The following is an 11,659-nucleotide window of genomic DNA, read 5'->3' on the forward strand; positions in this document are numbered from 1 at the left end:
AAAGTTTCTACACTTCGTAAGATGCTGTAATCCATTTAATTATAAATTAGTATCTTTCGGTGAGTATATAGTGACACTGTCATAGTACTGAATTTTTTAACCCAAATACAAAAAGAAATGCCGAAAGTAAGTATCAAAAATTCACAATCTGCAAGCGACCTGAAGGTTTATGAAACCGATGTGAAAAGTTTAGCTGATCTGCTTGTTTATAAAACGAATTCAAAACTGAAGGCTGAAGCAAATGAAGCGTTCTGGTATATTGAAAAATTTGACACCTTTTCAGATCTGGATGTTTACTTTTCAGATTCTAAAGCGACTGCGGATGTGTTGGTTCATTTTGTAAGTGATGACGGAAGTGCGGGATGGCAAAGTGAGCATCGGTTAAAAGGAAAGCTGACGAAAATATAGCTGTCTGATTCAGAATAATTAAAAAATAACGATCTAAATACAACAAAACCAGCAAGCTTGCTGGTTTTGTTGTATGTGCTAGGAGACTTAATCAAAAAATTGTAGAAAAGAAAACCCAGGCTCATGCATTTCTTTTTCATTGGTACTTGAATCAAGTTGCGCTTCAGCAGCATATACCTTCATTTTTTGTTCATAATCCTCAACAGCGGATTCTATAGTATCAAAGTTTCCATTCGTTAGGTTTTCGGATAAGGTCAACGCATCGACTAATCCGATATTTACACCCTGACCGGCAAAAGGAGGCATCAAGTGTGCTGCATCACCAATAAGGGTTATTGGAAGAGGACGCTTATTTTTCCAGGAATTTAAGGGTAATTTTCTGGTAGGTAATCCAACAAAAAAAGAGGTTACCTGAAACAAGTGTTGAAAAGGTTCACTCCAGTTGGATAGCCGTTTTGAAAGATATTGAATTACACTTTCATTGTTTTGAAAGTTTAAAATATGACCATGATTCCATTCCTCCGGCTTTTGAATGATTAAGCCATAAGTTAGCGAACCATTATTATAAGGATTGATAACAAGTAAATTACCCTCATTTACGGTCATCAATCTACTGCCATTACATAACTGATATATTTCAGGACATTGGATTTCCGGTTGGGGAACATCACCTTGTATGATAAAACTACCGGTCTCTTCAATTTCTGTATCAGTTATATAGCTTCTTGCTTTTGACATTCCGCCATTAGCAACGATCACAAAATCTGCAGTGGCATCAGGTTGATTTTCGAACTGTAACAGCCATTCTCCATTATGTACTTCGAGATGGGTTAATTTTCTGTCCCAGACAACAGTGTCAGGTGTTAAGCTATCAAGAAGTATTGTTCGGAGCTGATTCCTGTTTATTTCAGGATTATCGTATTGATTTTCAGGCGTAGTTTTTCGGGTGTGTAATACCTGGCCTTGTTCATTGGCAAAGACAATTCCCATAGGAATGGCAGTAGCATAATATTTTTCGAGCAGTCCGGCTTTTTTTAGCGCTTCCTGTCCAGAACTTTTATGCAGGTCAAGGGTACCTCCCCAGATTCTGGTCTGAGCATCTTGGTCTCTCTCATAAACGGTTACCTCTACTCCTTTTTGTTGAAGTAGTCTGGCCATTGTTAAACCTACAGGTCCGCCACCGATAATAGCTACTTTTTTGTCTTTTAGTATATTTTGCATGTCTTTAAATTTTGTGTATTTATTTGATTACAAAATTCTGGAATGCAATTGAAGAAGGATTGTAAAAATGCGACAAAATAATATAGTTAATCGCAAAGACGCAAAGTATTTTAAAAGTAATGTATTTTTAAATGGCAAAGGCGTTTCACTCAGCAAGGATTGAAGCTTTTATTGTCCCACAGATTCCACAGATAACGCAGATATTTCTTGTCTGTGGCTAAACCTAATTTTTGTTATTAACTTCGTCTAATCTTCAATTTGAGAGCGAAGTGAAGGAGAATCTCAACACAGGAAGATAACATAAGCTTCATAAGCGAAGCCATTCTTTGCTAACTCTCAATATGCAGTATGATTATTAACCTTTGCGTTGAAAAACAATTGAGTATAGTTAAACGCAAAGACGCAAAGAATTTTAAAAGTAATGTATTTTTAAGGCGCAAAGGCGTTTCACTCAGCAAGGATTGAAACTTTTATTGTCCCACAGATTCCACAGATAACGCAGATGTTTCTTGTCTGTGGCTAAACCCAATTTTTGTCATTGACTTCGTCTAATCTTCGATTTCAGAAATGAAGCGTAGCGGAATGAAGGAATCTCAACAGACATAGGAGATTTTAACACTTTAGTTTCTTTAAGTTCCATCAAACTGCATAAGAAGTACACTTAAGTTCTAAAAAAATCAGAGATTTTTATAAAATCTGCTCAATCCTCGAGATTCTAAAAATTATTATTCCACAGATTCCTCATATCAAGACAAACCGGATTAAAAGCCATCATTATACGATTTGAACAGATAAGTTTCTCAGACTGTCTAACTCCTGGTCACCTGAAGCTAAATCGGTAATGAGGATGTCAATATCCAGAAGATCACATATTTTAAGAGGTTCTGTACGGCGAAGTTTATTTTGATTGGCTAGTGCGATGATCTTTTTTGAAGATTTAATCATAGTCCTTTTCGTTTCCACATCGGTAATAGATGTTGCAAATGCACCGAATTCAGCATCTACTGCACAGGTTCCCATGATAAAAAGGTCAGCAATAAATTGAGAGGCTTCATTACAGGTGGTAGCTCCGGTAGTAACTGCCAGATCATTATCATATATACCACCTAAAAGGATCAGCTCTACCCTCTTAAACTTGCTCAATACAGGAATAAGTGATGTATTGTTGGTAATCACGCGTAGACGAATGTCCAAAGGCATATAGTTCGCTACAGCACCAATGGTTGTGCCACCGTCCATAAAGACGGTCATTCCATCTTTAATAAACTGTTGTGCCTTCAGAGCAATGATATTTTTTTCATTGGCCAGAAAGGATTGTCTGTCATGAAAAGAAAGCGGATCTTTTTCTCTTAGCATGGCTCCACCACGGACTTTAGATAATAGTCCATTACGATGAAGCTGTTCGATATCTCTTCTTACGGTATCTTCAGAAACGTGCATTGCCAAAGCTAAATCTTCAAATTTTACTTTGTTTTTTTTCTTTAATTGACTGAGGATTAACTCAAAACGTTCTTCTCTTAGCATGATGACGGATTCTTTCTGAATTTATAAATAACAGCGACCAAAACAAAGAGCAAAGCTATCATTTCAAAGGCAACGGTCAAAGAAAAATGATGAGCAATAAACCCTAATAATGCAGGGCCTGCCAGCGATCCGGCATAGCCTATTGTCGTAATAGCAGGAATGGCAACTGTGGAGGAAATTCCGGAAATTCTTCCGCCTTCACTGAAAAATACGGGAACGATATTCGCAGCACCCACTCCAAGTAATGTAAACCCTGCAAGTGATAACGGTATCCACGTACTGAATGTCAAGATCATCACACCTAATGATGCAATAATACTTCCTCCAATGACAACGATCCGGCTATTTAATTTACTGATAAGAGAGTCTCCGGACAATCTCATTACAGCCATGGCTACGGAAAAAGCAGCATATCCTATTCCTGAAAACTCAGGTTCTACTCCTTTGGTATCTCTTAGGAATACGGCACTCCAGTCCAGCATAGCTCCTTCAGATAGAAACACAATAAAACACATCAATCCCAGCACTAAAATTTTTGAATCCAGCCACTGAAATCGGGAGGTGTTTTTATTCTCTACATCGACATGAGAAAACTTAAGAATAATTTCTCTTTCCGTTTCATAATCAAACAGAAATCGAAACTGAATCACTAAAAGGAAAATAAGTAGAATGGATATACTTACTGAAGCATAAATAGGATTTAGCCCTAACTTCATGAGAAATCCCAATCCCAGTGATCCGAAAAGTCCTCCAACACTAAAAAGTCCATGCAAAGAAGACATGATTGGTTTTCCGTATTCATTTTGTACCTGTACGCCATGAGCATTCATGGCAACATCAATAGTTCCAATGCTGCATCCGAACGCGAAAAGAACAGCACCCATCAAATAGATATTGGATATGATTAACAGCCATGGAAGGAGTATAGCACTAAGTAAAACACTTACGGCGATAATTTTACGGGTTCCCAACCTATTGATCAGAATGCCGGATAAAGGCATCATCAGCAATGCACCACCACCAAGTAATAATAACAATAGACCTAAATCTGCTTCATTTAATGCCAACCTGTCTTTGGCAAGCGGAACCATAGGTGCCCAACTGGCAATCCCTAATCCACAAACCAGGAATATCAGTTGTGTGGCTGTTTTGGCTTTTGCAACTCTGTTAAATTCCATTAATTAACTATTTTGTAATGCAAACTTATGCAAATTTGCATAAGTTTGCAAATATATTTTCTAATTAAAAATATAAACTTTTACAATGAAAATTGAACATATTGCCTTATGGTGTCATAATTTAAAACTGATGCAAAGGTTCTATATAGATTATTTTGAGATGGTAAGTAATGAAAAATATGAAAATCCTGCCAAGGGATTCGCTTCCTATTTTTTATCTTTTAAAGAAAATTCTTTTGTGAGGCTTGAGTTGATGCACCGACCGGATATTATGGATAATGACAATACAAGAGGAATGATCATGGGATATGCTCATCTGGCAATATCTGTCGGTAGTAAAGAAAAAGTAGATGCTCTTACCTCCAGATTACGCCATGATGGTTTTCATATTATCGGAGAACCCCGTACAACAGGTGATGGATATTATGAAAGTATTGTAGGAGATCCTGAAGGGAACTGGATAGAGATCACTGAATGATTTCCAATAATTTTTCTCTGGTGATAAATAATTTATAGTTTACTATAAATTATTTTATAGCAAAAAGGAAAAATTGAATCAGGATATATTTAGATTTGCGTATGGTAAATTTTGAATGGTATCGATCTTTTAAAGCAATATATACAACGGGTACATTAACCGGTGCTGCACAGGAACTACTTATTTCACAGCCTAATGTGAGCCAGCATTTATCTGCATTAGAAGCTCATATCGGAAAGCAGCTGTTTGAAAGAAAGCCAAGAAAAATGGTGCCTACAGATTACGGCAGACTGTTTTATGTACAGATTATTGATGCTATAGAAAAGCTGGAGTATATAGAAGCCGAATTCCGCTATACGCGCCCATGCCATATACCGCTTACCTGCGTTGGAATTCAAAGTGAGCTTTTTTATAATGTTCTTGCTCCTAAAATCAGCAAAGTTCCGGCAAACCTGGTTTTTGAGTTTGAACCTATGCATGAGTTGATACGGAAGCAGGAAAGAGGAAGATTGAATTTTACAATTTCTCCTCACCAGACGCTCGAAAAAAATATGATTTGTGAACCTATTTTTCAGGAGAAGTTTTTATTGATCGGCAGCTCTGATTTTGACACATCATTATTCGATGACTATATCAGCAAGGGAAATATGGATCTTGCTGAAAAATGGCTGACCAATCAAGACTGGTATGCTTATGACAGTGACCTTACTCCAATCAAAAAGTTTTGGATGGAGAATTTTAAAAAACGGCCCCATATTAAACCCCGTTTTATTATTCCGGATTATAATTCTATTCTAAAAGGAATGAGCAGTTGTGGTAATGGGATTACTGTAGCGGCTGATTTTGTAGTAAAAGACCTTGTTGAACAAGGAAACTTAAAAGAAATATGGAATACCAGCAGTAAAACATCCAATATTCTCTATCTTACGTATAATAAAAACCAGGTATCATCTGAACAAATAGAGATGATGCGAAAACTATTTAAATAACCACTGAATGATTCTAATTCTATAGCTGGCTTTTAATAACAATCAAAAAAATTAACTGATCAATAGAACAACACGACTTTAAAATGGTGTTGGAGGATTCCTTATTTCAAAACTTAAAATTTTAGAAAAATAATTATGAAAAAATTAATAATAGCTTGCCTGTTTTTATGGGGACAATCTTTTATTTTTGGGCAGAAACCCAGAGCCAGGGATATTGGTATTCCGTTTAACGGGATTACAGGGAAATTTAATGCCATTACAGATGTAAAAGGTGTAGAAGTGGGTTACAGCACCATTATTTCAGGACAGGGTAAAAATACTATTGGGAAAGGACCTGTAAGAACCGGGGTTACTGCTATCCTGCCCAGAGGAATTAACAACAATCCTGTTTTTGCCAATTGGTATTCGCTGAACGGAAATGGTGAAATGACAGGAACAACCTGGGTAACGGAATCAGGGTTTTTGGAAACACCAATTATGATTACCAATACGAATAGTGTGGGTGTGGTAAGAGATGCCGTTCTCAAGTGGTTTGTAGAAAAGCGCTGGTATAAGGAAGACTGGTGGTATACTTATCCTGTAGTAGCAGAAACATATGATGGCTTTTTAAATGATATTTATGGCTTTCAGGTTAAGGAGGCAAATGCCTATGAAGCGCTCAATACGGCCAGATCAGGAAAGATTCAGGAAGGGAATGTCGGTGGAGGCACAGGAATGATGTGCCTTGGTTTTAAAGGAGGTACAGGAACTTCATCAAGGGTTGTGAAAATTGGAGATTCTATTTACACAGTGGGAGCTCTTGTGCAGACTAATTTTGGGAGGAAGGAATCGTTGACGATTGCCGGAGTACCGGTAGGAAAAGAACTTAAAGATACTGTGGGTAGCGAGCTGAAATTACCTTCTCAATCCTATCGTAAAGAAGGTGACGGTTCTATTATTGTGGTGATTGCTACAGATGCTCCCCTGCTCCCTCATCAGCTCAAGCGTATCGCCTCAAGAGTCCCTCTGGGAATTGGAAATGTAGGCGGCTACGGTATGAATAGCTCGGGAGATATTTTTATTGCTTTTTCTACGGCTAATCCTGCTGCCTTCCAAAGAAAAGAATTTTCTACAGTCGATATCCTTCCTAATGATTTGATAGACCCTTTATTTGAAGCAACTGTGCAGACTGTTGAAGAATCTATTATTAATGCTATGGTAGCAGCAGAAACAATGGAGGGAGTCAATGGAAATAAATCCTATGCTCTTCCGCATCAGGCTGTTATTAAGATCTTAAAAAAATATAAAAGAATACCATAAGAGGCAAAACGTTTTGCTTCAGTGTAATAACCAACATCAATTAATAAAAAGTTTCTATGAAAAAACTAAGGTTTATAACAGCCTTGACTGCTGTTTTTTTGGTAATGAATTCTTGTGAAGAAGACAGGTCTACCGATGTGCCTGCTGAAAATCCTAATGCCCAGAAGTATCAGCGTATCGTTGATAAATTTATGGAAGCAGGTGCTGTAGGAGTTAATATTGCTGTCATATCTCCCGCAGGAACATGGTCCGGATCGGGTGGATTGGCTGATCGGGAAAAAAATATCAAAATGACTACCGATAACCGGCTTCGCATCGGGAGCATGACCAAAATGTTTGCCGCAACAACTGTTTTGAAACTGCAGGAAGAAGGATTGCTGAATATCAAAGATAAAATTAATAAATACCTTCCTCATAGTATTACAGACCGTATTGCCAATGCCAATGATGTAACGATTGAACAATGCCTTAATCATAGAGCTGGAATCCGTAATTATTTACCGGATATCGCTTCCGGCGTTTTTGATGGAAGTATTGCTAATTATTCTGCGGAGCAAACTCTTCAGCTTATTTATGATAAGCCGGCTGATGATCCTGTTGGCAAAGGATATTATAGCAATTCCAATTATCTGTTGCTTTCGCTGATTATTAAAAAAGTAACGGGAAAAGAGTCTTATCAGGTAGTCAATGAAAAAGTGATTACACCTCTGGGGCTGAAAAATACTTCTGCCAGTACCCAGCTTCCGGCGCTACTTACGAGATCCTATTATTCTGAAACCACTGACGGTGCTCTGACTGATGTAACAGATATAGACAATAATGGAATCGGAGGTGAAGGAGCGATAGATGGCGGTATGATTTCAACAGCTTCTGATATCGTTACATTTACAGAAAGCCTGTTGACGAATAAACTCCTCTCCCCGGCATCGATGCAGCAGCTTCAGACTTTTGTAGATAATGATCCCAATCGTTTAGAACCTGACCTGAAATACAATAAACAATATGGGCTGGGACTGATGAAATTAGATACTAATCAAGGAGTAGCTTTAGGACATGACGGGCATGTATTCGGGTTTGGAGGTAAATCGTATTATTTCCCTCAACAAAAGGTCACCATATGTATATTGCTTAATACCTGGTCTCCAAAAGTAGTAGCATTACTTAATGCAAAGGATACATTTAATTTATTTTTTTAAATCAATTAAGTAGCTTAATATAAAGAATCAGTCCCAAATTTGGGACTGATTTGTGTTTAATACGGCTTCTGTTTATATCTGTGAATTGATTTCATTTATTCCTTCGGTCGATTTAAATTCATCTAATGCGGACAATATTTTAGATGGGACCGAATTATAGTCAAAGGTTACTTTGAGCTCGTCAGAAGAACTGTCCTTATTGCTATGTATGAATATTTCACTTGTACTTAATTCATACTTCATCAATATGCTTTCAATTTGTCCCAGGCTAATCAGTTTAGAATTGTAGAATAAGGTCATTGTTTTGCCTCTTGTGCTTTTAAAAAACCTCTTTTCAAATGGTTTTAAAAGGCTTAGGATAATGAGTATAATCAATGCAGCAATACATGCTGGGAAATATAAGCCTCCGCCAACGGCTAATCCGATACCAGCAACAGCCCATAATCCGGCAGCAGTAGTAAGTCCTATGATAATCTGAGGTCTCAAAAATAAGATGGTACCGGCACCCAGGAAGCCTACTCCACTGATAACCTGAGCAGCAATCCTTGAAGGGTCGAGTACGATTGAGGGTTTGCCCATAATATCACTAAAACCAAATGCTGAAACAATCATAATTAAGCATGAGCCTACACAAACCAGCATATGTGTTCTTAAACCAGCAACTCCTTCTTTTCTCTGTCTGTCCCAACCAATAAGGCCACCTAATACAGCAGCAATAAGCAAACGAATAGCTATTTCCTGATTGGCTAAATGGTAATTGATCATATTTCTTTAGAATTAGGGTTTGATGAAAATATATTAAGTGTTTATTAATTTTTTAATTGAAATATTTAATTATTAATCATAAAACAACTTATGAAAATATACTCGCAAAAACGATACCATTTGGGGGAAGGGAGGAATTGTAAAATTGAAGAATAGTAAAATCGTGAAACGGCGAAATCGCGGAATTGCCCAACGGCTAAAGTGGAGGCATACAATTGTGAAGAGGCTAAATTGCAAAATTGCGGAACAGCTTTATGAAGTCGGTTTCATATTCTTAACATATACGGATCCCATTGCGAACAGGCAGATAACCCCTACAATAAATCCACCTAATACATCCGTAAACCAATGCGCTCCTAAATAAATGCGGGAAAATGCTCCCAGAAAGATCATTACAAGACATGCTGTTATAAGAAGAATTCTTAAACTATATTTTATCTTCTTCATATGAAGGAAAATAAGTATTAATGCGCCGAAAAATACAGTATAAAATAAAACATGACCACTGGGAAAGCTTTGATATTGAGTTTTTTCTAAGAGTACCACCAGATCCTGAGAAGGACGAGGTCTGTTGATGAGTATTTTAAGAATCAGTCCGACAATACCGGATAATAAGGTTGATAAAATAAGCAGGGCTTCATTTTTATATTTTAATAATACCAATACAAGAGCAGTAAGAGCAACCATGGCTATAGATACAGGAGTTCTTCCTAGCCAGCTGATGCCGATCATCAGGGTATTGAGGTTTTCAGTTTGATTTTCCTGAATTTCTCTTGAAATATGAAGATCAAGATATTCAGGAGAAATAAACGTAACAAATACGCTTAATAAAATAAATATAATAAGAAGGCTGATGAGCGTTGCATAAAATAAAAGTTTTTTATTAGCCTCTAAATAGGTTATGAATTTCATATGCTAAAAATTAATCATGACAAGATAGCGATCCAATTTCAAATTAATTTTGAATTTTTCCTGTAAGATCAATCCATTTCATCATTTGTAACGCTAGGGAATCCTTGAAACAAAATGTATGCTAATGCTGCATTTTGTTTAGAATTATTTATAAAAAAAGCCGGAGCTTACTACTCCGGCTACAAACATTAATGGTTTGTTATATGAATGAATTGCGTTTTACTTTTAATCGTTCTGTTTGATCTGAGGGTTATTGTTGATCTCCTTATTAGGGATCTGGAATCTGAATTTATCTGGTGATAGATTAAACCTTCCGAATGTATGGTTAGTTCCCGGGTATACCCTTTCTAAAGGGATGTTTAATCTTTTCATGTCAAACCAGTCATATCCTTCTCCCCAAAGCTCAATTCTTTTCTGTAGAATGATTTCGTTGATCAGCTCACTTCCGGTTTTTGTAGATAAGATATAAGCATTGTTTCTTTTTGAAGTAATTTCAAATAAGACTTGTCTGGCTTCTGCTTCCCTTCCTTGTCTGGCGAGAGCTTCCGCTTCTATATAATACAATGAAGAAGCCCTGATGTAGATATAATCACCTTCAAAAAGTGTGGGATCTTTAAATTTCCAACTCACATAAGGCGGATAGTTTTTTGTCTTTGCATTAAAAGTGTAAGTAGCATTCTGGCTGCCATTGAACACTTTCTTACGATAATCGGTTTCTGGGATCGCTTCGTAAAGACGTTTATCTATCAGCTTGTGAATTCTTGCAGCACCGGCATATCCTTCATTGGTATTATCAAACATTGAGAAGAACGAAGCATAATAATTTCCGATACTCATCGTGGATATCGTGTTGTGGAAACCCCATAATACTTCCGGATTATTAATATTGGAAAATCCTGTAGTGGTATATTCATTTTCAGTCATCAGTGTTACTCCTTGTTTGCTTTCACTGGCATACTTGCCTGCTTTGATATAGTCTCCTGTCTGTAAATAGATTTCAGCGGCAATAGCTTTCGCCGTCCTTTGATCGATCTGAGCTCTGGACGGCCGTGCATAGGTATCCAGAAGGGCAATGGACTCTTCAATATCACTCGCAATCTGATGGTAAACTTCCGATACTTTAGCTCTGGGAAGTCCCTGGCTTTGATTACTGCTTGTCAGAACAAGCGGAACTCCCGGATCAGACTGATGCTCTTTGGAGTCATTGGCGTAAAAGCGGATCAGGTAAAAATAAGAATAGGCTCTCAGAGCAAGTAGTTGTCCTTTAATTGACCGATTATTAGAGTTGTCAGTCTTCTTTAAATCTTCCAGAAGTTTATTAATGACAAATATTCTCGCATAAAAAGTAGTCCAGACAAACTCTGATGCTGAATTGCTGGCATTGGTAGCATCGTAATTATAAAACATACCTAAATGCTGGTTGGTAGACTGTATGACATCATTAGACATCAAGTCTGATCCTGCTTTTATAGCCATAATTCCAAAATCAGAATGTGCGGTTGTTCCTCCGGCACCGTGACTGCGGAGATCAAGGTATATGCCGCCGAGTATTTTTTCGGGCGATGACTGGTCTTTAATCAGTTGTTCACCTGATATGTCCCCATCCGGAACTGTATTCAGGTCATTGGCGCAGCTATGGATCATCATGCCTACTGATATTGCTGCAATAAAGTATTTTATTGTTTTCAT

At 37.3% G+C, this 11,659-nt stretch carries 11 protein-coding genes; 5 read left to right on the plus strand and 6 right to left on the minus strand.

Going from position 1 to position 11,659, the window contains the following annotated elements; all coding sequences use genetic code 11:
* Positions 1 to 117: 117 nt before the first annotated feature.
* A complete protein-coding gene (locus CJF12_RS03890; protein WP_034684998.1) occupies positions 118 to 408 on the plus strand; it encodes a DUF6150 family protein in 291 nt (96 codons plus the stop codon).
* An 87-nt stretch (positions 409 to 495) separates the two neighbouring features.
* On the opposite strand, the gene CJF12_RS03895 is transcribed toward CJF12_RS03890, so the two are convergent.
* From CJF12_RS03895 to CJF12_RS03905, 3 genes are all read right to left on the minus strand, one after another.
* Positions 496 to 1,629: an FAD-dependent oxidoreductase gene (locus CJF12_RS03895; protein WP_034684995.1), complete on the minus strand. Its 1,134-nt coding sequence runs from the start codon at positions 1,627 to 1,629 to the stop codon at positions 496 to 498.
* 774 nt (positions 1,630 to 2,403) lie between these two features.
* A complete protein-coding gene (locus tag CJF12_RS03900; protein ID WP_034684992.1) occupies positions 2,404 to 3,153 on the minus strand; it encodes a DeoR/GlpR family DNA-binding transcription regulator in 750 nt (249 codons plus the stop codon).
* Complete coding sequence (locus tag CJF12_RS03905; protein WP_034684991.1) at positions 3,147 to 4,331, minus strand: MFS transporter; 1,185 nt, start codon at positions 4,329 to 4,331, stop codon at positions 3,147 to 3,149. Before CJF12_RS03905 ends, CJF12_RS03900 begins: the two co-directional genes overlap by 7 nt.
* An 85-nt stretch (positions 4,332 to 4,416) precedes the next feature.
* On the opposite strand from CJF12_RS03905, the gene CJF12_RS03910 reads away from it, so the two are divergent.
* From CJF12_RS03910 to CJF12_RS03925, 4 genes are all read left to right on the plus strand, one after another.
* Positions 4,417 to 4,809, plus strand: a complete 393-nt coding sequence (locus tag CJF12_RS03910) for a VOC family protein (RefSeq protein WP_034684987.1) — start codon at positions 4,417 to 4,419, stop codon at positions 4,807 to 4,809.
* A gap of 101 nt (positions 4,810 to 4,910) precedes the next feature.
* Complete coding sequence (locus CJF12_RS03915; protein WP_051887287.1) at positions 4,911 to 5,798, plus strand: LysR family transcriptional regulator; 888 nt, start codon at positions 4,911 to 4,913, stop codon at positions 5,796 to 5,798.
* 135 nt (positions 5,799 to 5,933) lie between these two features.
* Positions 5,934 to 7,097 (plus strand): DmpA family aminopeptidase, encoded by a 1,164-nt coding sequence (locus CJF12_RS03920; RefSeq protein ID WP_034684986.1) that lies wholly within the window; start codon positions 5,934 to 5,936, stop codon positions 7,095 to 7,097.
* A 56-nt stretch (positions 7,098 to 7,153) separates the two neighbouring features.
* On the plus strand, positions 7,154 to 8,293 hold the full coding sequence (locus tag CJF12_RS03925) for a serine hydrolase domain-containing protein (protein WP_084675642.1): 1,140 nt from the start codon (positions 7,154 to 7,156) through the stop codon (positions 8,291 to 8,293).
* Positions 8,294 to 8,365: 72 nt separating this feature from the next.
* On the opposite strand, the gene CJF12_RS03930 is transcribed toward CJF12_RS03925, so the two are convergent.
* The 3 genes from CJF12_RS03930 to CJF12_RS03940 all read right to left on the minus strand — a co-directional run bounded on the left by CJF12_RS03930 (position 8,366) and on the right by CJF12_RS03940 (position 11,659).
* Positions 8,366 to 9,058, minus strand: a complete 693-nt coding sequence (locus CJF12_RS03930; RefSeq protein ID WP_034684980.1) for an MgtC/SapB family protein — start codon at positions 9,056 to 9,058, stop codon at positions 8,366 to 8,368.
* A 252-nt stretch (positions 9,059 to 9,310) separates the two neighbouring features.
* Entirely contained in the window at positions 9,311 to 9,970 is a 660-nt protein-coding gene (locus tag CJF12_RS03935; protein WP_051887286.1) for a phosphatase PAP2 family protein, read from the minus strand.
* Positions 9,971 to 10,195: 225 nt separating this feature from the next.
* Positions 10,196 to 11,659, minus strand: a complete 1,464-nt coding sequence (locus CJF12_RS03940) for a RagB/SusD family nutrient uptake outer membrane protein (RefSeq protein WP_034684977.1) — start codon at positions 11,657 to 11,659, stop codon at positions 10,196 to 10,198.

It is taken from the genome of Chryseobacterium piperi (assembly GCF_002285635.2).
Lineage (GTDB): Bacteria > Bacteroidota > Bacteroidia > Flavobacteriales > Weeksellaceae > Chryseobacterium > Chryseobacterium piperi.

Bases quoted from the DNA above. Each gene is read 5' to 3' on its own strand.
- CJF12_RS03890 (WP_034684998.1), top strand. From the start codon at position 118: ATGCCGAAAGTAAGTATCAAAAATTCACAATCTGCAAGCGACCTGAAG.
- CJF12_RS03895 (WP_034684995.1), bottom strand. From the start codon at position 1,629: ATGCAAAATATACTAAAAGACAAAAAAGTAGCTATTATCGGTGGCGGA.
- CJF12_RS03900 (WP_034684992.1), bottom strand. From the start codon at position 3,153: ATGCTAAGAGAAGAACGTTTTGAGTTAATCCTCAGTCAATTAAAGAAA.
- CJF12_RS03905 (WP_034684991.1), bottom strand. From the start codon at position 4,331: ATGGAATTTAACAGAGTTGCAAAAGCCAAAACAGCCACACAACTGATA.
- CJF12_RS03910 (WP_034684987.1), top strand. From the start codon at position 4,417: ATGAAAATTGAACATATTGCCTTATGGTGTCATAATTTAAAACTGATG.
- CJF12_RS03915 (WP_051887287.1), top strand. From the start codon at position 4,911: ATGGTAAATTTTGAATGGTATCGATCTTTTAAAGCAATATATACAACG.
- CJF12_RS03920 (WP_034684986.1), top strand. From the start codon at position 5,934: ATGAAAAAATTAATAATAGCTTGCCTGTTTTTATGGGGACAATCTTTT.
- CJF12_RS03925 (WP_084675642.1), top strand. From the start codon at position 7,154: ATGAAAAAACTAAGGTTTATAACAGCCTTGACTGCTGTTTTTTTGGTA.
- CJF12_RS03930 (WP_034684980.1), bottom strand. From the start codon at position 9,058: ATGATCAATTACCATTTAGCCAATCAGGAAATAGCTATTCGTTTGCTT.
- CJF12_RS03935 (WP_051887286.1), bottom strand. From the start codon at position 9,970: ATGAAATTCATAACCTATTTAGAGGCTAATAAAAAACTTTTATTTTAT.
- CJF12_RS03940 (WP_034684977.1), bottom strand. From the start codon at position 11,659: ATGAAAACAATAAAATACTTTATTGCAGCAATATCAGTAGGCATGATG.